A 23,223-nucleotide genomic window follows, 5' to 3' on the forward strand; every position below is an offset into this window, starting at 1 on the left:
CCCTGTGGGAGCTGGTCTGGGCCGGGCTCGTCACGAACGACACCCTGGCGCCGCCGGTCGAGCCGACGAGGGTGCGCAGCGGCGCCAGGGTGTCGTTCGTGACGAGCCCGGCCCAGACCAGCTCCCACAGGGCCTCGACGAGGCCCGCGTCGTCGGTGGAGCCGACCGCGTCGGAGAGCTGGCGGAAGAAGTAGCCGCCGCCCGAGCCGAGCACGCCGACGATCTCCTGCTGGAGCTCGGTCAGGGTCACGGACTCGGCGGCGGGGACGGGGAGGGTCAGCCCTGCCGTGTCGGCGAGATGGAGGCTCACCCAGCCGTCGTTGCCGGGCAGGGTGCCCGCGCCGGCCCAGAGGACCTCGCCGGTCGCGGTGAGCTCGTCGAGCATCGCGGGGGAGTAGTCGCGCACCCGGGCGGGCAGGATCAGCGACTCCCAGGCGGACGCGGGGATGGGCGCGCCGGCCAGCTGGTCGATCACGGAGGCCACGCCGTCGATGCCGCGGAGCGAGCCGCCGACGTGCTGCCAGGCGGGGAGGAAGCGGGCGTACGCGGCCGCATCCACCGGCTCCACCTCCTTGCGGAGCGCGGCGAGAGAGCGGCTGCGCAGGCGGCGCAGCACCTCGGCATCGCACCACTCGGTCCCGGTGCCGGTGGGGCGGAACTCGCCCTCCGAGACGCGGCGCTCGCCCGCGAGGCGGCGCAGGGTGTCGGTGACGACCGCGACTCCGAGGCCCAGGCGGGTGGCGACGGCGGCGGCGGTGAAGGGGCCGTGGGTGCGCGCGTAGCGGGCGACGAGGTCGCCGAGCGGATCGCGGACCGGGTCGATGAAGGCGACGGGGACGCCGATCGGCAGGGGCACGCCGAGAGCGTCGCGGAGCCGGGAGGCGTCCTCCATCGCGGCGTACCGCTGCTCACCGCCGAGGCCCACGGGCAGGACGCGCTTGGCCTTCACGAGCGCGGCCACGTCGGCCTCGAGCACCGCGCGCTCGATCGCGGGCGCCTTCGCGACGTCCGCCGAGGCGACCGATTCGTCGACCAGGCGCTCCCCGAGCTCGTCGAGCGTCAGCGGGCCGAGCAGCCGGAGCAGGTCGGCGGCGCCCTCGAGCCCGCGGAGGCGGCGCTCGGGCTCGACGCGCTGCAGCTCGCGCTCGATCTGCGCGAGGACGGCCGGGTCGAGCAGCTCGCGCAGCTCCGCCCGGCCGAGCAGCTCGCCGAGGAGCGTCGCGTCGACCGAGAGCGCCGCGGCACGGCGCTCGGCGAGCGGGCTGTCGCCCTCGTACATGAAGGCCGCGACGTAGCCGAAGAGCATGGACCGCGCGAACGGACTGGCGGTCGGCGTCTCGACCTCGAGGATCCGCAGCTCGCGCCCGTCCAGCCGTGCGGCGAGCCGGAGCAGCGCGGGCAGGTCGTAGACGTCCTGGAGGCACTCGCGGACGGTCTCGAGGATGATCGGGAAGGTCGGGTAGGTGCGGGCGACGTCGAGGAGCTGCGCCGCCCGCTGCCGCTGCTGCCAGAGCGGGGAGCGCTTGCCCGGGTTGTACCTCGGGAGCAGGAGCGCCCGTGCCGCGCACTCGCGGAACCGGGCGGCGAAGAGGGCGGAGCCGCCGACCTCGCTCGTGACCAGCTGCTCCAGCTCCTCGCGTTCGAACAGGAACAGCTCGGAGCCCGGCGGCTCCGACTCGGTGTCGGGGATCCGCACGACGATGCCGTCGTCCCCGGCCATCGCCGCTCCGTCGACGCCGTGCCGCTCGCGGACGCGAGCGCCGATGGCGAGCGCCCACGGCGAGTGCACCTGCATCCCGTACGGGGAGTGCAGCACCAGCCGCCAGTCGCCCAGCTCGTCGCGGAAGCGCTCGAGCACGAGGGTGCGGTCGTCCGGGATCTGCCCGGTGGCCAGGCGCTGCTCGTCGAGGAAGGAGAGGAGGTTGTTGGTCGCGTACTCGTCGAGCCCGGCCGCCGTGCAGCGCTCGCGGGCCGTCTCGGGGGCGGCGGCGCCCACCTCGCGGGTGAACGCCCCGATCGCCTCGCCGAGCTCGGCGGGGCGCCCCTGCGAGTCGCCCTTCCAGAACGGGAGGCGCCCGGGCTCGCCGAACGCCGGCGTCACGATCACGCGGTCGTAGGTGATCTCCTGGATGCGCCAGCTGGTGGCTCCGAGCGCGAAGACGTCGCCGACGCGGGACTCGTAGACCATCTCCTCGTCGAGCTCTCCGACGCGGTTGCCGGTCGAGCCCGGCTCGCCGACCATGAACACGCCGAAGAGCCCGCGGTCGGGGATGGTGCCGCCGCTGGTGACGGCGAGGCGCTGGGCGCCGGGCCGGCCGGTGAGCGTGTTCGCGTCGCGGTCCCAGACGAGGCGCGGCCGCAGCTCCGCGAACTGGTCGGAGGGGTAGCGGCCCGAGAGGAGGTCGAGGGTCGCCTCGTAGGCGGAGCGGGGCAGGGACACGAAGGGGGCGCTGCGGCGGACGGTGTCGAACCAGTCGTCCACGTCGAGGCTCTCGAGGGCGGTCGCGGCGACGGTCTGCTGCGCGAGGATGTCGAGCGGGTTCGCGGGGACGGCGATCGCCTCGATCAGGCCCGAGCGCATCCGCTCCGTCGTCACGGCGGAGTGGAGCAGGTCGGCCCGGTGCTTGGGGTAGAAGGACCCGCGCGAGACCTCGCCGACCTGGTGGCCGGCTCGACCCACGCGCTGCAGGGCGCTCGCGACCGAGGGCGGCGTCTCGACCTGGACGACGAGGTCGACCGCGCCCATGTCGATCCCCAGCTCGAGGCTCGAGGTCGCGACCACGCAGCGCAGGCGGCCGGACTTCAGGTCGTCCTCGATGATCGCGCGCTGCTCCTTGCTCACCGAGCCGTGGTGGGCGCGGGCGAGCAGCGGCTCCTCGTCGGGCGCGGACTGCCCGCTGCCGCTCGTGCCCCCGGCCGCTCCCATCGCCTCGGCCGGGGAGCGGCGGACGGAGGAGGAGGCCGCCTCGGCGAGCAGGGCCCCGACGGCGACGGGCTCGCCCGCCTCGCGCGCCCGCTCCGCGGCGAGCTCGCGGCGCTCGGCGTAGATCTCGTTGAGCCGGGCGGTCAGCCGCTCGGCGAGACGGCGGGAGTTCGCGAAGACGATGGAGGAGGTGTGCGCGAGGACCCGGTCGACGATCGACTCCTCGACGTGCGGCCAGATCGACCCGCTCTGCGGACCGGTGGCCCCCATCGTCGATCCGTCCTGCGGAGCCGCCGTCCCCAGCTCGGACATGTCCTCGACCGGGACGACGACGCTGAGGTCCCACTGCTTCTCGGACGCCGGAGCCACGATCGCGACCGGGGAGCGGCCGGCGAGGAACCGGGCCACCTCCTCGCGCGGGCGCACCGTCGCCGAGAGGCCGATGCGCTGCACCGGCTTCGGGAGCAGGGCGTCGAGCCGCTCGAGGGAGACGGCGAGGTGCGCCCCGCGCTTGGTCGACGCGACCGCGTGGACCTCGTCGACGATGACCGTCTCGACGCCGCGGAGCGACTCGCGCGCCGCCGAGGTGAGCATGAGGTAGAGCGACTCGGGGGTCGTGATCAGGATGTCCGGCGGCGTCTTCTGCAGCACGCGCCGCTCGGCGGCGGGCGTGTCTCCCGACCGCACCCCGACGGTGACCGTGGCCGGCGCGCTGCCGATGCCCTCGGCGCTCAGCCGCAGCGCCGTCTGGGTGACGCCGACGAGCGGCGAGCGGAGGTTGCGCTCGACGTCGACGCCGAGAGCCTTCAGCGGCGAGACGTAGAGCACGCGCGTGCGGTGCTGCGGATCCTCCGGCGGCGGGCCCTGCACGAGCCGGTCGATCGCCCAGAGGAAGGCCGAGAGCGTCTTGCCGGAGCCGGTGGGAGCGACCACGAGGGCATGCGCTCCACTCGAGATGGCCGACCAGGCGCCCTCCTGGGCGGCGGTCGGCGCCGGGAACGCGCCCTCGAACCACGCGCGCGTGGCGGGGGAGAAGCGCTCGAGGACGTCCGGCATGCACCCATCCTCCCTGCCACCTCCGACATTGCCGGGGCCGCGGCCCGGGGGCGAGCCCTTGACGCGGGGGAGTCCGCCCGTCAGGCGAAGCCGAGACGCACGAACGTGCCGATGTCGGCGAGCTCGGCCTGCCCGACTCCGTGGGCGACGCCCTCGTAGACCCGGGCGTCGAGCGCCGTGTGCTCCGGGAACCAGGCCGCCGCGTCCCGCACGAGCTCCTCCGGGATCACCGTGTCGAGCGTCCCGCGGCCCCAGAACACCGGAGGACGCTCGCGGGCGAGTCGCTCGTCCGCGTCGTCGCCCTCGGCGAGCGGGACCACGAACCCGGACAGAGCGACCGCGAAGGCGAAGCGGCCCGGCGCGCGCCGAAGCAGCTGCACCGCCAGCGCGGCGCCCTGGGAGAAGCCCAGCAGCCCCACCGGACCCGGGTGCCCCAGAGCGTCGAGCCACTCGATCACCCCCGCCGCCGCCGCCTCGACGGCCTCGGGATCGGCCCGCGGCTCATCAGGCACCAGCGGCACCCGGAGCGGCCACCACGCGTTCGCCCCGCCGCCCAGGGCGAGAGGCGCCCGGAGGGACGCGAGGACCGGCTCCAGCGGCAGGTAGGCGCCGAGCGAGAACAGGTCCCCCTCGTGCGAGCCGTAGCCGTGCAGCAGCACCAGGAGGGGCCTGCCGACGCGGTCGCGCTCGGAGGAGGACCACAGCACCGCGTTCGCGTCGATTCCCATCGCACCATCATCCCCCTGAGTGCGGGATCGCCGCCGCCGGTCGGAACACCAGCCGCGAAGGGTGAGAATGGCTGCATGAGCGTGCGCACCCCTGACCCGAACTCCGGGTGGCTGTCCGACGACGAACTCGCCGAGATCCGCCGGCGGCTCCCGCTGCTGTACGTGGAGGCCGTGCCCGTCCGGGTCGACGGGCTCGGGCAGGTCACCGAGGTCGGCGTGCTCCTGCGCGCGACCCCCTCCGGCCAGATCACCCGCACGATCGTCTCGGGCCGCGTGATGTACGGCGAGACGCTGCGCGACGCGCTGTTCCGCCACCTCGAGAAGGATCTCGGCCCCATGGCCTTCCCCCTCCTCCCCGCGAGCCCGCTCCCCTTCCACGTCGCCGAGTACTTCCCGATGCCCGGCATGGGACCGTTCACCGACGACCGCCAGCACGCGGTCTCCCTCGCCTACGTCGTGCCCGTCACCGGCACCTGCGACCCCCGCCAGGACGCCCTCGAGCTCACCTGGATGACCCCCGGCGAGGCCTGCTCCGACGCGATCTCCGCCGAGATGGAGGGCGGGCGGGGCGCTCTGATCCGCGCCGCGCTCGCTTCCGTCGGCCGCCTGTCCTAGCGGCGCGGATCGGCCGCGGTGCTTCCTGCGCCGATAGCGGCGCGCCGCGGTCGGCTCGCAGGGACAGCAGGCCGGCTGGAGCATCGTGCGTCCGCCTGGACCGATCCGTCGGCACGCGACTCGGCCGTTCGGCTCGTGGATCCGGCATCCACGGGACCTCTGTGACCGGGCGAGGAGAGGCGGCGCCCCTGCCCGACGACGGCGCAGCAGGGGATCGCCTGATCAGGACGCGGTGAGGACTTCCGGAGCTCCCTGCGCGGGACTCCGCTCGAAGAGGTGAAGCGGGAACGACGAAGGGCCGGGGCCCGCGACCAGTAGTCGCGGGCCCCGGCCCTTCGTGATGTCGGCGTCCTGATCAGGACGAGCGTTGACGTGCGATCACCGATCACCCAGCCCCCGGACCAGCCGCTCCCCGCGAGGCGAACGGTCGATCCGCGTGCGAGCGGATCGGCCTAACCGGTCGCGACACGCTCTGCGTATCGCAACCGTGCTTGAAGCCGACCGCGGTGCGCCGTTCCGCGGCTCCCCGCGAGGCGAACGGTCGATCCGCGTGTGAGCGGATCGGACCTAGCCGGTCGCGACACGCTCTGCGCGTCGCAACCGTGCTTGAAGCCGACCGCGGTGCGCCGCTCCGCGGCTGCCCACGAGGCGAACGGTCGATCCGCGTGTGAGCGGATCGGACCTAGCCGGTCGCGACACGCTCTGCGCGCCGCGACCGTCCTTGAAGTCGACCGCGGTGCGCCGCTCCGCGGCGCACAAAACGATTCAGCCCTGCGCGCGGCGGCCGCCGCGGCGGGCGCCGCCGCCGGCGGACTCGCGGGCGGGAGCGGCCGAGGCTGCTCCGCCGGTCGCGGTGCTGTAGAACGAGCGCGATCCGCCCGAGGTCGAGGGGGCGCCGGCGGCCGAGCGGCTGCGGCCGCCGCGGGCGCCGCCGCGGGCGGGTCCCTCGGCGGCGGTGCGGTCGCGGCGGGGGCGGTCGCCTCCGCCGGTCGCGGCACCCGTCGAGCGTCCGCCGCGGGGTGCGGCGGTGCCCTCGGTGCGGGCCGCGCGCTTGCGCTGCGCGTTGGCGCCCTGCGAGCGTCCGCCCTGCGACTGGCCCCGGACGGGCTCGACGACGGCGCTGGGGGTGACGTACGGAGCGACGTCGCCGACGAGCTTCGCGACGGCGGCCGAGTCGGCCGTCACCTGCTGGGGCGCGACCTGGATCGCGGCCTTGCGGAGGAGGGTCTTCACGTCGCTGCGCTGCGTGGGCAGGACGACGGTGACGACGTCTCCCTCGCTGCCGGCGCGGGCGGTGCGGCCCGAGCGGTGCAGGTACGCCTTGTGCTCCATCGGCGGGTCGACGTGGATGACGAGCTCGACGTCGTCGACGTGCACACCGCGGGCGGCGACGTCGGTGGCGACGAGGACCTTGACGGTGCCGGCGCCGAACGCGGCGAGGTTCCGGTCGCGGGCGACCTGCGAGAGGTTGCCGTGCAGGTCGACCGCGGGGATGCCCTGGCCGGTGAGCTGCTTGGCGAGCTTCTTCGCGTGGTGCTTGGTGCGCATGAAGAGGATGCGGCGGCCGGTGCCGGACGCGAGCGTCTTCACGAGAGCGTTCTTGGCGTCGAGGCCGTCGACCTCGAACACGTGGTGGGTCATCAGCGCGACCGGCGAGTTGGCCTCGTCGACCGAGTGGAGCACCTCGTTCTGGAGGTACTTCTTGACCAGCTTGTCCACGCCGTTGTCGAGCGTCGCGGAGAACAGCAGGCGCTGCCCGCCGCGGGGGGTCTTGTCGAGGATGCGCGTGACGACCGGCAGGAAGCCGAGGTCGGCCATGTGGTCGGCCTCGTCGAGCACGGTGATCTCGACGGCGTCGAGGTTCACGAAGCCCTGCTTCATCAGGTCCTCGAGGCGGCCCGGGCAGGCCACGACGATGTCGACGCCCTGCTTGAGCGCGGCGACCTGGCGCTGCTGCGAGACGCCTCCGAAGATCGTGGTGGTGACGATGCCGTACGCGTCGGCGAGGGGCTGCATCGCGGCGGTGATCTGCGTGGCGAGCTCGCGGGTCGGCGCGAGGACGAGTCCGAGCGGGCGGCCGGGGCGGCGGCGTCCGCCGGCGAGCGAGCCGCCGAGTCGGGCGATCATCGGGATGGAGAAGGCGAGGGTCTTGCCGGAGCCGGTCTTGCCGCGGCCGAGGACGTCGCGTCCGCCGAGGGTGTCGGGCAGCGTGTCGACCTGGATCGGGAAGGGCTCGGTGATGCCGCTCGCGGTGAGCGCGGCCACGAGGGGGGCCGGCACGCCGAGGGCGCTGAAGGAGAGGGGGGTGTTCGACATGGAGTGGTGCCTTTCGGGGGCATCATGCCGATCGAGGACGCGCGGGCGGTGGCCGGGGCGCGGGTGATCGGCGTTCGGGCGAAGGTGACGGTGGTCACATCCGTTCGCCGTACGATTCGGTGCGCGCGGCCGGGGGCCTCATGCACGTGCGCCAGATGGTCGGGACGGATCCTCGACGGTCAGAGTCCTAGGGGACAAGGGGCGTTCTACGACGCGGGGGAGCGCAGTCGCTGCGCTCGCACCATCCCACTCTAGTGGATGCCGATCCATCCGCGCATCGCGGCCTGCACGCGGGAGCCGTCGCGGTCGCTCAGCTTGGTCCCGACGAAGTCGCCCGCCCAGTCCGAGGTCTGCACGCGGAAGGCCGGCTCCGGGTCGCGCAGGGTCTTCAGGATGACGGCGGCGACGTCGGACGGGTCCTGCGCGTGGGTCGAGGAGAAGGACGACGCGGCGCGGTCGAGGTAGGCGCCGAGCGCCGGCGCGTAGGGGCCGGCCTGCGCGAGCATCGCCGCCGCGTCGATGCCGACGTTCTCGACGAAGCTGCTGCGGACCGCTCCCGGCTCGATCAGCGACACGTGGACGCCGACGGAGGCGGCGACCGGGGCGAGCGCCTCGAAGAACCCCTCGACCGCGAACTTCGCCGCGCAGTAGTCCTCGTTGAACGGCTGCCCGATCGCGCCGCCGACGCTCGAGACGGTGACGATGCGGCCGCGGGACGAGCGCAGCATCGGCAGCGCGGCGCGGGTGACCGCGACGGTGCCGAAGAAGTTGACCTCCATCACGCGGCGCAGCTCCTCCGGATCCTCCAGCTCGAGGGTGCCGAGGTGGCCGGCTCCGGCGTTGTTCACGAGGGCGTCGAGACCGCCGAGCTCCTCCTCCACGGCGCGGAGGCAGCCGGCGACGGAGTCCGCGTCGGTCACGTCGAGCGCCCGCAGGTCGAGCTCGACGCGGGCCTCGGCGGCGGCGGCGCGCAGGCCCTCCGCCCGCTCCGGATCCCGCACCGTGGCGACCACCCGCCAGCCCGCGCGCGCGGCCTCGATCGCTGTGGCGCGGCCGATGCCGGTGGAGGTTCCGGTGACGAGGAGGACGGGACGGGGCATGCGGCTTTCCTGCTTTCCGGCGCACGACGGCGCCGCCCGGAGGCTATCGGCCGCCCCTCCGAGAACGTCCAGGGTCGGTGTCAGCCCCGGTAGCGCTCGCCGACCGGCACCTCGACCGGCAGCCGGTTGCCCGCCTGGGCGAGCGGGCAGGCCCAGGCCGGGTCGTAGGCGCAGGAGGGGTTGTAGGCGAAGTTGAAGTCGAGGACCAGCGTCCCCGGGGCGGAGCCCGGACCGAGGTCGGCGCCCTTCACGGTGTCCAGGAGGTAGCGGCCACCGCCGTAGGTGCCGCCGGGTGTCCCCGCGAGGGCGTCCTTGACCGGCAGGAACAGGCCTCCGCCGTAGGACGCGAGGCGCCAGACGTCGAGGCTGCCGGCGTCCGGCACCTCGACCGTGCCGATCAGCTCGAAGGGGACGGTGCCGTCGGTGCCGGTCTCCACGTCCATCCGCCGCGCCTCCTCGGCGGGGGCCACCTCGAGCTCGAAGCGCCAGGCCGCGTCGTAGGGCGCGATCGGCAGCGAGCGGAAGTGCGCACGGTCGGCCGGGAGGAGGGGGGTGGAGGGGTGCTGCGCGAAGAGCGCGTTGCGCCCGCGGATCCAGGACGCGTGCGCGGCGAGCAGGTCCACGTTCGAGAGCCGGCGCACCTCCGCGTAGAGGGCCTGGACGTGGCGGCGCCAGTCCGACACCTCGACCGCGTTCGTGAGGCGGCGGCGGGGCGAGACGCCGTCGTCGTCCTGCTCCTCCTCGTCGGCGGAGGGCCACTGGAGGCGCAGGAGCTCCGAGCGCGACAGCTCGGTCTCCTCCTCGGCGACACCGTCGGGGCTCATGCGGCGGACTCCCCGCGCGGGCGGGTGTCGGCACCGACATCGTGGCGCCAGGACGGGGCGAGGGAGCGGATGCGGATGCCGCGCCACTGCCAGAACGCCCACATCGACGGCCAGAGCGCGGCCGAGGCGAGGCCCGCCGAGAACTCGAGGCGGTCGCGGAAGAGCGTGCGCCCGTCGGGGAGCGGGGCGACGGCCATGCGGTGGTCCCACGCGGTGATGAGGCGGAGCGAGCCGGTGAGCGGTCCGCCGCTGTCGCGCAGGATCCGCACGTCGGGCATCGAGGGGACGCGGCGGTAGGAGAGGTCGATCTCCTGCGCGCCCATCGGCACGATCCCGAGGGCGTCCATCGCGACCTCGTGGGAGCCGAGCCCCCAGGTCGGGCGGAAGCCGCCCTCGTCCAGCGACGCGGCGGTCAGGAGCGGGGACATCACCTCCCGGAACACGGCCGGACTCTGCAGGGCGCGCCAGGCGGAGTCGGCGTCGGTGTCGAGCACGTGCTTGAGCATCACCTTCACGAGGGACATCCTCCTCCGCCCGCCCCTGCGCGGGAACCGGGTGCGCGCGGAGCCCCGGACGTGTATGCGCCTCCGGTGCTCGCTACCGTGTCAGGGTGACCGCTCCCGCCGCCTCCGTCGACCAGTCGACCTACCAGATCCGCTTCGAGTGGGGGGCCCGCGCCCTCCGCGTGCTCGCCCCCGCCCACGTCACGGTGCTCGTCGACGCTCTGCCCGGAGGCGAGAGCCCCGACCTCGGGGGAGTGGAGGGCCGCGTCGTCCGCGCGGGCCTGGCCGACCGCTCGGCCGTCGCCCGCTGGATCCTGGAGCGCCAGCACGAGAACGGCGGGCGCACCAGCGTCAACGTGGTCGCCCTCGGCGACATTGATGACAGCGGAGCGGCGCGGTTCGCGATGGAGGACCAGCTGGCGGCCGGCGCCGTCGTCGACGCGCTCATCGGACTGGGCATCGACCACGTCTCGCCCGAGGCCGCGGTGGCCTGCGCGTCCTACGAGGGCCTGCGCCGGGCGTGCGCGCACCTGCTCACCGCGTCCGAGTCCGGCCGCCTGCTCGCCGCCGAGGGGCGGGCGGACGAGGTCCGCGCCGCCGCCCGGGTCGACGCCGTCGACGAGGTGTCGGTCCTCCGCTGACCCGCCGCTCCGGCGGGCGCGGCCTCCGAGCGGTGCAGGGCGTCCGCGGAGCGCACAAGCCCCTGCGGATCCGAGCCGCCGCCTCGACCACTCGCCCGCCCTCGGCGTAGCGTTCGGCGGAGGCGGTCCCTCCGCCCCCCCGCCCCGACCGAAAGCTGGCCCGCATGAAAGCCGTCCTCAACGACGTCGTCCTCGCCGACGCCCCCGACTCCGACCTGATCTCGATCGAGGGCAACTGGTACTTCCCGCCGTCGAGCATCGCCGAGGGCGTGCTCGTCGAGAGCCCCACGCCCTACACCTGCCCGTGGAAGGGCGAGTGCCAGTACTTCTCGGTGCAGACCGGCGACGGCCTGCAGAAGGACAAGGCCTGGTCGTACCCGCACCCCTACCCGACGGCGTTCGACCGCGTCGGCAAGGACTTCTCGGGCTACGTCGCCTTCGACCGCTCGGTCCGCGTCTCCGACTGACCCGTCCCGCCGCGGTGCCGCTCCCGGTGCCGCGGCGGTGCGTCAGCCGCGCGGGGCGGCGGCGCGCGCCCGGTACGCCCGGACCTTCGACCGGTTCCCGCAACGCTGCATCGAGCACCAGCGGCGCGAGCCGGCGCGGGACGTGTCGAGGTAGAGCATCCGGCACTCCGGATCCGCGCAGCGCCTCAGCCGTCCGGCCACGGCCGGGCCCAGCAGCCCCACGGCCTCCCGGGCGATGGACGCGAGCGCCTGCCTGCCCGCCGCATGGAGCCGTCCTGCCTGCCGCGACCCTCCGCCCAGCACCGGTGGGATGTCGGGCATCGCCGCGACCAGGTTGACCACGTCGACGTCGCGCGGGTCGAGCGCGGTGCCGGCCTCGGCCGCGACGGCCAGCCGGGCGATCGCGCCTCGGAGCATCAGCGCGTCGTCGAGGCGCGCGTCCCGGCTCTCGGGGCCGACCGCCTCGAAGCGCTCGGCGAGCCAGGCGGCCAGGGCGGCATCGGAGTCGAGGTGCTCGGCCGCTCCCGGAGGCAGTGCTCCGGTCGTGGCGAAGTCGAGTGCGAGGCTTCCGGAGTCGAACCACCAGCGCCGGCCGTCGGCCTCGGGGAGCCACTGCCCGGCGACCGGCGTGCGCCCGCCGTGCGGGGCCTCGTCCGGGGTCACGGCGCCGGGACCGGTCGGCGCCGCCACTGGATCGCGTTCGCGGGCTCGAACCGGCGCGCGCAGCGGCCGCAGGCCAGGGGCCGGGTGGGCCGGCGATGGCGGTAGAAGAGGTGTCCGCCCGGGCAGGTGCCGACCCACGGCGCGAGCTCGTCCGCGGTCGGGTTGCTGTGGGTGCGCGATCCCGTGTAGCCGAGCCGCGCCGCGATCCGCCGCCACTGCGGTCCGTGCCCGGCGTCGGGCCCCGCGAGCGCGTGAGCGACCTCGTGCAGGAGGGTCTGCCGGACCTCCTCGTCGCTCCAGCGGGCTGCGAGGTGGCGCGAGACCGTGATCCGGCGGCGCGTCCAGTGGCAGGCGCCGCCGCGGGTGCGCGCGTGGTCGAGCGCGAAGGACCAGGAGGGGTCGAGGTGCTCCTCGATCAGCGCGTCGGCCCAGCGGGCCACGTCCTCGAGGTCGGCCACCGGTGGCGCTGCCTAGGACTCGTCGCCGTCGGCGCGGCGGCGGCCGCGGGCGGTGCCGTCGGTGCGGGCCTCGCGGTCGGTCCCGTCCTGGAACTCGGAGGCGGCGGCGTAGCCCAGGCGGGCGACCTCGAGCTCCTCCTCGGGGACCCCGACGCGCTCGCCGAGGGCGGTCGCGGCGTCGAAGTCGCGCATCGCCCGGCCGTACTCGCCCAGCTCGAAGAAGGTGAGGCCGCGGTGCTTGAGCGCGAAGGAGTGCTCGAGGTGCCACTCGTGCGTGCGCGCCTCCTCGACGCAGAGCGCGAGCTCCGAGAGGGCCTCGTCGGTGCGGCCCCGCAGCTGCATGAGGCGGGCGCGGCGGACGCGGGCGGTGAGCAGCTCGGCGCGGTCGCCGGAGAAGCGGGTGCGGCGGACGGCCTCGTTCGCGAGGTCCCACGCCTCGTCGACGCGCCCGAGCAGGCGCAGCAGCTCCGCCTTCTCGGTGAGCGCGGCGAGGCTGCGCAGCGCGCCGATCTCCTCCAGGCGCTCCTGGGCGGCGTCGACGTCGATCTCCTCGTGGAGGGTCGCGGGGTCGTGGCGGATGATGATGCTCAGGGCGATGCTTCCTCGTGGAGTGCGGATCCGGATCGTCGCGCGCGGCGGACGAGAGGACGGTCGGGGTCGCTGACCCCGGCGTCGAGTGTACCGGCGGGTCCCCGGACGGCGCCCCGACGCGCGGCCCGGGTCAGCCCCGTCGCACCTGGAAGATGCTCCGCGCCGGCAGCGGCGACGGGGTGGCGGTCTCGTCCGTGACGACGAGGGCGCCGGCGATGAAGTTCTCGAGCTCCCGCCCCTGCACCAGCTTGGAGGGCGCGAGGTCGGAGGCGAGGCGCCGCGGCAGGCCGTCGAGCGGCAGCGGATCGGCCGAGGCGAGCATCACCACGTTCCCGAAGCGCTTGGCCTTGAGCATCTGGGTGTCGGTCATGATCGCGGTGTGCGCGAAGACGGAGGCGAGCGTCGCGGCCTGGGCGCGGGCGAAGGCGAGCGCGCCGCCGTCGGCCACGTTCACCGCGACCAGGCCGCCGGGGGCGAGCAGCGGCGCGATCGCCCCGTAGAACTCGGCGCTGGTCACGTGCGCGGGAGTGCGCGCGCCCGAGAAGATGTCGACGACGACCACGTCGACCGTGCCGCGCAGCCCGGGCGGCAGCTTGCCGAGCACCTCGCGGGCGTCGCCCTGGCGGATGCGGATCTGCGCCCCGCGGGGGAGCGGGAGCGCCTCGCGCACCAGCTCGACCAGAGCGCCCTCGATCTCGACGACCTGCTGGCGCGAGCCCGGCCGGGTCGCGGCGACGTAGCGGGGGAGGGTCAGCGCTCCGGCGCCCAGGTGGAGCGCCGTGACGCTCTCGCCCTCGGGGGCGACGAGGTCGATCGCGTGGCCGATCCGGCGGACGTACTCGAACGAGAGGTGCGTCGGATCCGCGAGGTCGACGTGCGACTGCGGAGTGCCGTCGACGACCAGGGTCGCCGCCTCGGGCGAGTGGCGGTCGGGCTCGATCCGCGCGGTGTACCCGCTGGCGAGCACGGCGCGGGGGTGCTCGGAGTCGTCTCCGCGTCGGCGGCCGGTGCGTTCCTGCATCCGACCAGTCTGCCGCGGCGGCGGGACGGCGGGTCTCCGCGCCCGGCCCCGTCGGATCGATCCGGGAGGCCGTGGCCTCGTATACCGGACCCCGCGGGGCGGCGCAAGCATCCGCACTTGCGCGGCGTGGCGCGATGCGGCTATATTCGTACTTTGCGCTCCCGAGTACCCATGCCCTCATATCGCGGTCGGCAGGTCACCGGAACCCGGCATCAGATGGTGGATGCCGTTGCCACACTCTAGCCCCGCCCCCAAGACCGAGTCGCCTCGGTCCGCACGGCGTGCGGGCAGGGGTGGCGGCCCGTCCGGCGGGAGCCCACTCCACACATCCCACAGATTGAGACCCGCGAGGGTCTACGGAGGTTCCTTCCTTGGCTGCTGCGTCCACCGCGACCACCACCTCACCCAAGAACGGACGCGGAGCTTCGCGTCTCTCGTTCGCCAAGATCAGCGACACCCTGACCGTTCCGGATCTGCTCGCGCTGCAGACCGAGAGCTTCGACTGGCTCGTCGGCTCGGAGGCGTGGAAGACCCGCGTCGCCGAGGCGAAGGCCGCCGGCCGGGAGGACCTCCCCGCCAACTCCGGCCTCGACGAGATCTTCGAGGAGATCTCCCCGATCGAGGACCTCAGCGAGACGATGCAGCTGAGCTTCACGAACCCGTACCTCGAGCCCGAGAAGTACACGATCGAGGAGTGCAAGGAGCGCGGCAAGACCTATGCCGCTCCGCTGTACGTCGAGGCCGAGTTCATGAACCACCTCACGGGTGAGATCAAGACCCAGACGGTCTTCATGGGCGACTTCCCGCTGATGACCGAGAAGGGCACGTTCATCATCAACGGCACCGAGCGTGTCGTCGTGTCCCAGCTCGTGCGCAGCCCCGGCGTCTACTTCGAGCGCCAGCAGGAGAAGACGTCCGACAAGGACATCTACTCCGCCCGCGTCATCCCGAGCCGCGGCGCCTGGCTCGAGTTCGAGATCGACAAGCGCGACCAGGTCGGCGTGCGCATCGACCGCAAGCGCAAGCAGTCGGTCACCGTGTTCCTCAAGGCCCTCGGCCTGACGAGCGAGGAGATCCTCGAGCAGTTCGCCGGCTACGAGTCGATCGAGCTGACCCTCGAGAAGGACAACATCCTCACCAAGGAGGACGCCCTCCGCGACATCTACCGCAAGCTCCGTCCGGGCGAGCAGGTCGCCGCCGAGGCCGCCCGCGCGCTGCTGGACAACTTCTACTTCAACTCCAAGCGCTACGACCTCGCGAAGGTCGGCCGCTACAAGATCAACCGCAAGCTCGGCATCGACAAGGCGCTGTCCGACTCGGTGCTCACGGTCGAGGACATCATCGCGACCATCAAGTACCTGGTCGCCCTGCACGACGGCCGCACCGCCCTCCCCGGCGTGCGCGACGGCGAGCCGGTCGAGCTGCGTCTCGACGTCGACGACATCGACCACTTCGGCAACCGCCGCATCCGCGCGGTCGGCGAGCTGATCCAGAACCAGGTCCGCACCGGACTGTCCCGCATGGAGCGCGTCGTCCGCGAGCGCATGACCACGCAGGACATCGAGGCGATCACCCCGCAGACCCTGATCAACGTGCGCCCCGTCGTCGCCGCGATCAAGGAGTTCTTCGGGACCAGCCAGCTGTCGCAGTTCATGGACCAGAACAACCCGCTCGCGGGTCTGACCCACAAGCGCCGCCTGTCGGCGCTCGGCCCCGGCGGACTCTCCCGTGAGCGCGCCGGCGTCGAGGTCCGCGACGTCCACCCCTCGCACTACGGCCGCATGTGCCCGATCGAGACCCCGGAAGGCCCGAACATCGGCCTGATCGGATCGCTCGCGTCCTTCGCGCGCATCAACTCCTTCGGATTCATCGAGACCCCGTACCGCAAGGTCGTCGACGGCACCGTCACCTCGCAGATCGACTACCTCACCGCGTCCGAGGAGGACGAGTACCTGGTCGCCCAGGCGAACGCCCCCCTCACGAAGGACTTCCGCTTCGCGGAGGGCAAGGTCCTGGTCCGCCCCAAGGGCGGAGAGGTCGAGCTCGTCGACGCCGAGCGCGTCCACTACATGGACGTCTCGCCGCGCCAGATGGTCTCGGTCGCGACCTCGCTGATCCCGTTCCTCGAGCACGACGACGCGAACCGCGCGCTCATGGGCGCGAACATGCAGCGTCAGGCCGTCCCGCTGCTGCGCAGCGAGTCGCCCGTCGTCGGAACCGGCATGGAGGGCTTCGCGGCCATCGACGCCGGCGACGTCATCACCGCCGACAAGGCCGGTGTCGTCCAGGAGGTCTCCGCCGACTCCGTCACCGTCCAGCTGGACGAGGGCGGCACGCAGACCTACTTCCTCCGCAAGTTCGACCGCTCCAACCAGGGCACCTCGTACAACAACCGCGTGGTCGTCTCGGCCGGCGAGCGCATCGAGGTCGGCGAGGTCGTCGCCGACGGCCCCGCCACCGAGAACGGCGAGCTCGCGCTGGGCAAGAACCTGCTCGTCGCGTTCATGCCGTGGGAGGGCCACAACTTCGAGGACGCGATCATCCTCAGCCAGAACCTGGTGAAGGACGACGTCCTCTCCTCGATCCACATCGAGGAGTACGAGGTCGACGCCCGCGACACCAAGCTCGGCAAGGAGGAGATCACCCGCGACCTCCCCAACGTCAGCCCCGAGCTCCTGGCCGACCTGGACGAGCGCGGCATCATCCGCATCGGCGCCGAGGTCCGCCCCGGCGACATCCTCGTCGGCAAGGTCACGCCCAAGGGCGAGACCGAGCTCTCGGCCGAGGAGCGCCTTCTCCGCGCGATCTTCAACGAGAAGAGCCGCGAGGTCCGCGACACGTCGCTGAAGGTGCCCCACGGCGAGCAGGGCACGATCATCGGCGTCAAGGTGTTCGACGCGCAGGACGGCGACGACGAGCTCGGCTCGGGCGTCAACCAGCGCGTGGTCGTCTACATCGCCCAGAAGCGCAAGATCACCGAGGGCGACAAGCTCGCCGGCCGCCACGGCAACAAGGGCGTCATCTCGAAGATCCTGCCGGTCGAGGACATGCCGTTCCTCGCCGACGGCACCCCGGTCGACATCGTCCTCAACCCGCTCGGCGTCCCCGGCCGCATGAACTTCGGCCAGGTCCTCGAGATCCACCTCGGGTGGATCGCGAAGCAGGGCTGGAAGGTCGAGGGTCAGCCGGAGTGGGCCGCGCGCCTGCCCGAGCACGCCCGCGAGGCGGCGCCCGGCACCAAGGTCGCGACCCCCGTCTTCGACGGTGCGGCGGAGGAGGAGCTCGCAGGGCTCCTCGACTCCACCACCCCGACGCGCGACGGAGAGCGCCTGATCGGCTCGTCCGGCAAGACGCAGCTGTTCGACGGCCGCTCCGGGGAGCCCTTCCCGGACCCGGTCTCGGTCGGCTACATGTACATCCTGAAGCTGCACCACCTCGTCGACGACAAGATCCACGCGCGCTCGACGGGCCCGTACTCGATGATCACCCAGCAGCCGCTCGGTGGTAAGGCGCAGTTCGGCGGCCAGCGCTTCGGCGAGATGGAGGTGTGGGCCCTCGAGGCCTACGGCGCCGCCTACGCCCTCCAGGAGCTCCTCACCATCAAGTCGGACGACATCCTCGGCCGCGTGAAGGTGTACGAGGCCATCGTCAAGGGCGAGAACATCCAGGAGCCCGGCATCCCGGAGTCCTTCAAGGTCCTCATCAAGGAGATGCAGTCCCTGTGCCTGAACGTCGAGGTCCTCTCGGCCGACGGCACCGCGGTCAGCCTGCGCGACACCGATGACGAGGTCTACCGCGCCGCGGAAGAGCTCGGCATCAACATCTCCTCCCGGTTCGAGTCGTCCTCCGTCGACGACATCTGATCCGCGCCAGCATCTGACGACCTCCCGTCTCTGACGAGACACCCTGTTTTCCGACAAGGAGAAAACATTGCTCGACGTAACCACTTTCGATGAGCTGCGCATCGGCCTCGCAACGGCCGATGACATCCGTCGCTGGTCGCACGGTGAAGTGAAGAAGCCCGAGACCATCAACTACCGCACCCTGAAGCCCGAGAAGGACGGCCTGTTCGGCGAGCAGATCTTCGGACCCTCTCGCGACTGGGAGTGCTCCTGCGGCAAGTACAAGCGAGTCCGCTTCAAGGGCATCGTCTGCGAGCGCTGCGGCGTCGAGGTCACCAAGTCCTCGGTCCGCCGCGAGCGGATGGGCCACATCGAGCTCGCCGCCCCCGTCACCCACATCTGGTACTTCAAGGGCGTCCCCTCGCGCCTCGGATACCTGCTGGACATGGCGCCGAAGGACCTCGAGAAGGTCATCTACTTCGCGGCGTACATGATCATCGACGTGGACGACGACGGCCGTCACGCCGACATGCCCGGGCTCGAGAACGAGCTCCGGCTCGAGATCAAGACCCTCTCGGACCAGCGCGACTCCCGCATCGCGGACCGTCTGGCGCGCCTGGAGACCGACCTCGCCGCCCTGGAGGCGGAGGGCGCCAAGAGCGACCAGAAGCGCCGCACCAAGGACGGCGCCGAGAAGGAGATGGGCCAGATCCGCAAGTCCTTCGACGAGGACATCGCGCGGCTCGAGAGCGTGTGGGAGCAGTTCCGCACCCTCAAGGTCGGCGACCTCAAGCCCGAGGACGCGGTCTTCAACGAGCTCGTCGACCGGTACGGCGTCTACTTCGAGGCCTACATGGGCGCCGAGGCGATCAAGAAGCGCCTCGAGCAGTTCGACCTCCAGGCCGAGGCCGAGACGCTGCACCTGCAGATCGCCGAGGGCAAGGGTCAGAAGAAGATCCGCGCCATCAAGCGCCTGCGCGTCGTCAACTCTTTCCTCGCCACCGGCAACTCGCCGGCCGCGATGGTCCTCGACGTCGTCCCGGTCATCCCGCCGGAGCTGCGCCCGATGGTGCAGCTCGACGGAGGCCGGTTCGCGACCAGCGACCTGAACGACCTCTACCGTCGCGTGATCAACCGCAACAACCGACTCCGTCGCCTGCTCGACCTCGGTGCCCCCGAGATCATCGTGAACAACGAGAAGCGCATGCTCCAGGAGGCGGTCGACGCCCTCTTCGACAACGGCCGCCGCGGCCGCCCCGTCACCGGAACCGGCAACCGCGCCCTGAAGTCCCTGAGCGACATGCTCAAGGGAAAGCAGGGTCGCTTCCGCCAGAACCTGCTGGGCAAGCGCGTCGACTACTCGGGCCGCTCGGTCATCATCGTCGGCCCGCAGCTCAAGCTGCACCAGTGCGGTCTGCCCAAGCAGATGGCGCTGGAGCTGTTCAAGCCGTTCGTGATCAAGCGCCTGATCGACCTGTCGCACGCGCAGAACATCAAGGCCGCCAAGCGCATGGTGGAGCGCTCGCGCCCGCAGGTGTGGGACGTGCTCGAGGAGATCATCCGCGAGCGCCCCGTCCTGCTGAACCGCGCGCCCACGCTGCACCGTCTCGGCATCCAGGCCTTCGAGCCCCAGCTGGTCGAGGGCAAGGCGATCCAGCTGCACCCGCTCGTCTGCGCCGCGTTCAACGCGGACTTCGACGGCGACCAGATGGCCGTCCACCTGCCGCTGTCCGTCGAGGCCCAGGCCGAGGCGCGCATCCTGATGCTCGCGTCGAACAACATCCTCAAGCCCTCGGACGGCCGTCCGGTCACCCTGCCCACGCAGGACATGATCATCGGCCTCCACCACCTGACGACGATCCGCGAGGGCGCCGCCGGCGAGGGCCGCGCGTTCTCCTCCGTCTCGGAGGCGATCCTCGCGAAGGACCAGGGCTCGCTGCACCTGAACTCGAAGGTCAGGATCCGCATGTCGGACGTGTACTTCGCGCAGGGTCAGGCACCCGAGGGCGTCGAGATCGACGAGAACGGCAAGGTCACCGCGCCGGTCCTCCTCGAGACCACGCTCGGCCGCGCCCTCTTCAACGAGGCGCTGCCGGTCGACTACCCCTACTTCGAGCAGGTCGCCGACAAGACGACCATCTCCGGGATCGTCAACGACCTCGCGGAGCGCTACCCGAAGGTGGAGGTCGCCGCCTCGCTCGACCGGATCAAGGACGCCGGCTTCTACTGGGCCACCCGCTCGGGTGTCACCGTGGCGCTGTCCGACATCCTCACGCCTCCGTCGAAGCCCGAGATCATCGCGGGCTACGAGAAGAAGGCCGCGAAGGTCGAGTCCGAGTACGACAAGGGTCTGACCACTCAGGCCGAGCGCCGCCAGGAGCTCGTGAAGATCTGGACCGAGGCGACCGACGAGGTCGCCAAGGCCATGCGCGCGAACTTCCCGACGGACAACACCATCAACCGCATGGTCACCTCCGGTGCCCGCGGCAACTGGCTGCAGGTGCGCAACATCGCCGGCATGCGAGGCCTGGTGAACAACCCGAAGGGCGAGATCATCGCCCGACCGATCATCTCCTCGTACCGCGAGGGCCTGTCGGTCGCCGAGTACTTCATCGCCACGCACGGTGCCCGCAAGGGCCTGGCCGACACCGCGCTCCGCACCGCGGACTCGGGCTACCTGACGCGTCGACTCGTCGACGTCTCGCAGGACGTCATCATCCGCGAGGAGGACTGCGGCACCTCGAAGGGCCTCGACCTGCCGATCATGCTCCAGGACGCCACCGGCGCCTGGATCAAGGACTCCAACGTCGAGAACTCCGTCTACGCCCGTTCGCTCGCCACTCCGGCGTCGAACGAGGCCGGCGAGCTCGTCGCCGAGGCCGGCGAGGACGTGGGCGACGTGCTCATCGAGAAGCTGGTCGGAGCGGGCGTGCGCCACATCAAGGTGCGCTCCGTCCTGACCTGCGAGTCCGCCGTCGGCGTCTGCGCGGCCTGCTACGGCCGCTCGCTCGCCACCGGCAAGCTCGTCGACATCGGAGAGGCCGTCGGCATCATCGCGGCCCAGTCGATCGGCGAGCCCGGCACGCAGCTCACGATGCGCACCTTCCACACCGGTGGATCGGCCTCGGCCGACGACATCACGCAGGGTCTTCCCCGCGTGCAGGAGCTCTTCGAGGCCCGCACCCCCAAGGGCGCGTCGCCGATCGCGGAGGCCGCCGGCCGGATCACCATCGAGGACACCGACCGTGCCCGCCGCGTCATCCTCCAGCCGGACAACGGCGACGAGGCGGTCATCTACCCGGTGCTCAAGCGCTCGCAGCTCCTCATCGAGGACGGCCAGCACGTCGAGCTCGGGCAGCAGCTGCACGTCGGAACGGTCGACCCCAAGGAGGTCCTGCGCGTGCTGGGCGTCCGCGAGGTCCAGAAGCACCTGGTGGGCGGCGTCCAGGGCGTCTACCGCTCGCAGGGTGTGCCGATCCACGACAAGCACATCGAGGTCATCGTGCGTCAGATGCTCCGCAAGGTCACCGTGGTCGACCACGGCGACACGGAGCTGCTGCCGGGCGAGCTCGTCGACCGCTCGCGCTACAGCGAGGTCAACCGTGCGGCTCTGACCGAGGGCAAGCGGACCGCGTCCGCCCGCCAGGAGGTCATGGGCATCACCAAGGCCTCGCTCGCGACCGAGTCGTGGCTGTCGGCCGCGTCCTTCCAGGAGACCACCCGCGTCCTGACGCAGGCGGCCATGGAGGGCAAGCGCGACCCGCTGATGGGCCTGAAGGAGAACGTGATCATCGGAAAGCTGATCCCGGCGGGAACCGGTCTGCCCAAGTACCGGAACGTGTCGGTCGAGGCGACCGAGGAGGCGAAGGCCGAGCGGTACCCCAACCGCATCTTCGCCGACGACGCCGCGTTCAGCGACGCCGACCTCTCGTTCGTCGACTTCGACTCGTTCTCGAGCGACGGCTACGAGCCGGGCAACTACAGCTGATCCAGGTGAGCTGAACGATCGAAGGCCCCGTCGGGACACCGGCGGGGCCTTCGTCGTCCCCGGCCCGCGGTCACCCGCACGGGGGGCCGCCCGTTCGCGACGAGCGTCCTCCCCCGCAGGAGCGGGGTGATTGACTCGATGCGTGCTCGTCGGGTCGAGCCTGTACCCGTTCCCCGTCCTGGTCGCGGCACGTGAGGAAACGCGCGGATGAGACTCGTGATCGTCGTGCTGGCCGCACTGCTCGTGGTGGTCGGCGTCGTCGTGGTGCCCGCGGAGCGGGCGGAGGCGGCCGAGGCGGTCGCACCCTCGTCCTGCGGCGTCGCGGAGCTGGCTCCCGTGCTCACGGGCGACGACGTCCGGCCGCGCTCCGCCGCCGCCCTGGTCCCCATCGTGATGCTGCACGGCTGGCTGGGCACGGCGACGCACGACGCCGACCGCACAGGGGCCTTCTCCCATCTCGTCGACATGGTGTCGTCGGAGTCGGCGACCGCTCCGCTCGACGCTCCCGAGCCGTCCCTCCTCGGCCGGCTGCAGCAGATCGACGGCGCCGCGGTCTACACCTTCGACTACCGCCGGCTCGCCGCGCGCTGGGTCACCGACCCGGGGATCAGCGACGCGCTCGCCTCCTCGATCGCCTGCCTCGTCTCCGCGACCGGGCACCGCGCCGTCGTCGTCGCGCACTCGATGGGAGGGCTCGCCGCCCGCCAGGCGCTGAGCGGCTCGGTCGACGGGACCGCCGTCGCCTCGATGGTCTCGTCCGTCCTCACCTTCGGCACCCCGAACACGGGATCCGACGTCGCGGAGCGCCTCGGACGGATGGTCGACGACTCCGGTCAGGTCAGCCCCGCGGTGATCGCAGGACTGGACCCGCAGAGCCGGCTGAGCGTCTCGGCGATGCTCGCCTCCTGCGGGGACGCCGTCTCGGAGGACGCCGAGCACGCGGGGGAGTGCACGGGAGTGCCGATGATCGACGCCCTCGCCTCGGCGGCGGGCAAGGGACTGCGGACGGGGTCGACCGAGCTCGGCTCCCTGCCGCCCTGGCCCGCCGGCGTGCACGTGACGGCGCTGGTGGGTGATATCCAGGTGACCGCCGCGGTGGCGCTCGGCCTGGCCAGCGCCCCGGTCGACCTCGGCGACATCATGGTCGCGACCGGATCGGCGACGGCCGGGGTCGACGACTACGTGGTCTCGACCTGCCGCTACACCTACCTCGCCGCAGCGGACGTGCCGTCCCTCGTCGCCGAGCTCTCGCCGTTCGCGCGGCTCGGCGACGCTCTGCGCTTCGCGAAGCTCGTGGTCGACGTCGACGCGAGCCCGTGCCACCACGCGCGGCTGACCCGGAACGTCGACCTCGTCGAGCACGCCACCGGCGTCGTGTCGGACGTCGTCGCGGGCGAGCTGTCCGCTCCGCACGCCTCTCGAGCGCAGACCGCGGCGAGGCCGCTCCCGGCGGCGGAGGAGTCCCGGAGGCGGTTCTCGTGACCGGT

16 protein-coding genes are annotated in these 23,223 nt (G+C 72.4%); 6 read left to right on the top strand and 10 right to left on the bottom strand.

Annotation, left to right across the window (positions count from 1 at the left end; translation table 11 throughout):
- Together C5B92_RS13080 and C5B92_RS13085 are read right to left on the bottom strand one after the other, a co-directional pair.
- On the bottom strand, positions 1-3,979 hold a 3,979-nt coding region (locus C5B92_RS13080; RefSeq protein ID WP_104350477.1), incomplete at its 3' end, for an ATP-dependent helicase.
- 80 nt (positions 3,980-4,059) lie between these two features.
- A complete protein-coding gene (locus C5B92_RS13085) occupies positions 4,060-4,707 on the bottom strand; it encodes an alpha/beta hydrolase (protein ID WP_104226771.1) in 648 nt (215 codons plus the stop codon).
- A 75-nt stretch (positions 4,708-4,782) separates the two neighbouring features.
- Here C5B92_RS13085 and C5B92_RS13090 point away from each other — a divergent pair, with 75 nt between their 5' ends.
- Complete coding sequence (locus C5B92_RS13090) at positions 4,783-5,322, top strand: NUDIX hydrolase family protein (RefSeq protein WP_104350478.1); 540 nt, start codon at positions 4,783-4,785, stop codon at positions 5,320-5,322.
- Between the two features lie 765 nt (positions 5,323-6,087).
- On the opposite strand, the gene C5B92_RS13095 is transcribed toward C5B92_RS13090, so the two are convergent.
- The 4 genes from C5B92_RS13095 to C5B92_RS13110 form a co-directional block, all read right to left on the bottom strand.
- Positions 6,088-7,638, bottom strand: a complete 1,551-nt coding sequence (locus C5B92_RS13095) for a DEAD/DEAH box helicase (protein WP_104225114.1) — start codon at positions 7,636-7,638, stop codon at positions 6,088-6,090.
- Between the two features lie 251 nt (positions 7,639-7,889).
- Positions 7,890-8,738 carry an SDR family oxidoreductase gene (locus tag C5B92_RS13100; protein WP_104308445.1) on the bottom strand — a complete coding sequence of 283 codons (849 nt, stop codon included), beginning with the start codon at positions 8,736-8,738 and terminating at the stop codon, positions 7,890-7,892.
- Between the two features lie 80 nt (positions 8,739-8,818).
- The gene (locus C5B92_RS13105) at positions 8,819-9,562 is read right to left on the bottom strand and encodes a DUF1684 domain-containing protein (RefSeq protein ID WP_104233931.1); all 744 of its coding nucleotides are present in this window, start codon (positions 9,560-9,562) and stop codon (positions 8,819-8,821) included.
- Positions 9,559-10,086, bottom strand: a complete 528-nt coding sequence (locus tag C5B92_RS13110; protein WP_104238079.1) for a hypothetical protein — start codon at positions 10,084-10,086, stop codon at positions 9,559-9,561. The genes C5B92_RS13105 and C5B92_RS13110 overlap by 4 nt, the downstream gene beginning before the upstream one ends.
- Positions 10,087-10,172: 86 nt before the next feature.
- Here C5B92_RS13110 and C5B92_RS13115 point away from each other — a divergent pair, with 86 nt between their 5' ends.
- Entirely contained in the window at positions 10,173-10,706 is a 534-nt protein-coding gene (locus C5B92_RS13115) for a 2-phosphosulfolactate phosphatase (RefSeq protein WP_104350479.1), read from the top strand.
- Between the two features lie 164 nt (positions 10,707-10,870).
- Positions 10,871-11,173: a DUF427 domain-containing protein gene (locus C5B92_RS13120; protein ID WP_104224584.1), complete on the top strand. Its 303-nt coding sequence runs from the start codon at positions 10,871-10,873 to the stop codon at positions 11,171-11,173.
- A 42-nt stretch (positions 11,174-11,215) separates the two neighbouring features.
- Here the strand turns inward: C5B92_RS13120 and C5B92_RS13125 are convergent, their stop codons facing one another.
- The 4 genes from C5B92_RS13125 to C5B92_RS13140 all read right to left on the bottom strand — a co-directional run bounded on the left by C5B92_RS13125 (position 11,216) and on the right by C5B92_RS13140 (position 13,906).
- The gene (locus C5B92_RS13125) at positions 11,216-11,863 is read right to left on the bottom strand and encodes a CGNR zinc finger domain-containing protein (protein WP_258061440.1); all 648 of its coding nucleotides are present in this window, start codon (positions 11,861-11,863) and stop codon (positions 11,216-11,218) included.
- A complete protein-coding gene (locus tag C5B92_RS13130; protein WP_104250885.1) occupies positions 11,833-12,294 on the bottom strand; it encodes a SprT-like domain-containing protein in 462 nt (153 codons plus the stop codon). Before C5B92_RS13130 ends, C5B92_RS13125 begins: the two co-directional genes overlap by 31 nt.
- Positions 12,295-12,306: 12 nt before the next feature.
- Positions 12,307-12,636, bottom strand: a complete 330-nt coding sequence (locus C5B92_RS17375; RefSeq protein ID WP_181027192.1) for a hypothetical protein — start codon at positions 12,634-12,636, stop codon at positions 12,307-12,309.
- Between the two features lie 379 nt (positions 12,637-13,015).
- Positions 13,016-13,906 carry a spermidine synthase gene (locus C5B92_RS13140; protein ID WP_104255695.1) on the bottom strand — a complete coding sequence of 297 codons (891 nt, stop codon included), beginning with the start codon at positions 13,904-13,906 and terminating at the stop codon, positions 13,016-13,018.
- A 371-nt stretch (positions 13,907-14,277) separates the two neighbouring features.
- On the opposite strand from C5B92_RS13140, the gene rpoB reads away from it, so the two are divergent.
- From rpoB to C5B92_RS13155, 3 genes are all read left to right on the top strand, one after another.
- The gene (rpoB, locus tag C5B92_RS13145; protein ID WP_104224581.1) at positions 14,278-17,769 is read left to right on the top strand and encodes a DNA-directed RNA polymerase subunit beta; all 3,492 of its coding nucleotides are present in this window, start codon (positions 14,278-14,280) and stop codon (positions 17,767-17,769) included.
- Positions 17,770-17,836: 67 nt separating this feature from the next.
- On the top strand, positions 17,837-21,736 hold the full coding sequence (locus C5B92_RS13150; protein ID WP_104224580.1) for a DNA-directed RNA polymerase subunit beta': 3,900 nt from the start codon (positions 17,837-17,839) through the stop codon (positions 21,734-21,736).
- Positions 21,737-21,943: 207 nt separating this feature from the next.
- On the top strand, positions 21,944-23,218 hold the full coding sequence (locus C5B92_RS13155) for a triacylglycerol lipase (RefSeq protein WP_104255696.1): 1,275 nt from the start codon (positions 21,944-21,946) through the stop codon (positions 23,216-23,218).
- Positions 23,219-23,223: the final 5 nt, after the last annotated feature.

Origin of the sequence: Rathayibacter sp. AY1A4 (assembly GCF_002930955.1) — a bacterium.
Taxonomy (GTDB): domain Bacteria; phylum Actinomycetota; class Actinomycetes; order Actinomycetales; family Microbacteriaceae; genus Rathayibacter.

Coding starts and splice junctions, on each gene's coding strand:
- C5B92_RS13085 (WP_104226771.1), bottom strand. CDS start 4,707: ATGGGAATCGACGCGAACGCGGTGCTGTGGTCCTCCTCCGAGCGCGAC.
- C5B92_RS13090 (WP_104350478.1), top strand. CDS start 4,783: ATGAGCGTGCGCACCCCTGACCCGAACTCCGGGTGGCTGTCCGACGAC.
- C5B92_RS13095 (WP_104225114.1), bottom strand. CDS start 7,638: ATGTCGAACACCCCCCTCTCCTTCAGCGCCCTCGGCGTGCCGGCCCCC.
- C5B92_RS13100 (WP_104308445.1), bottom strand. CDS start 8,738: ATGCCCCGTCCCGTCCTCCTCGTCACCGGAACCTCCACCGGCATCGGC.
- C5B92_RS13105 (WP_104233931.1), bottom strand. CDS start 9,562: ATGAGCCCCGACGGTGTCGCCGAGGAGGAGACCGAGCTGTCGCGCTCG.
- C5B92_RS13110 (WP_104238079.1), bottom strand. CDS start 10,086: ATGTCCCTCGTGAAGGTGATGCTCAAGCACGTGCTCGACACCGACGCC.
- C5B92_RS13120 (WP_104224584.1), top strand. CDS start 10,871: ATGAAAGCCGTCCTCAACGACGTCGTCCTCGCCGACGCCCCCGACTCC.
- C5B92_RS17375 (WP_181027192.1), bottom strand. CDS start 12,636: ATGCAGCTGCGGGGCCGCACCGACGAGGCCCTCTCGGAGCTCGCGCTC.
- C5B92_RS13140 (WP_104255695.1), bottom strand. CDS start 13,906: ATGCAGGAACGCACCGGCCGCCGACGCGGAGACGACTCCGAGCACCCC.
- C5B92_RS13155 (WP_104255696.1), top strand. CDS start 21,944: ATGAGACTCGTGATCGTCGTGCTGGCCGCACTGCTCGTGGTGGTCGGC.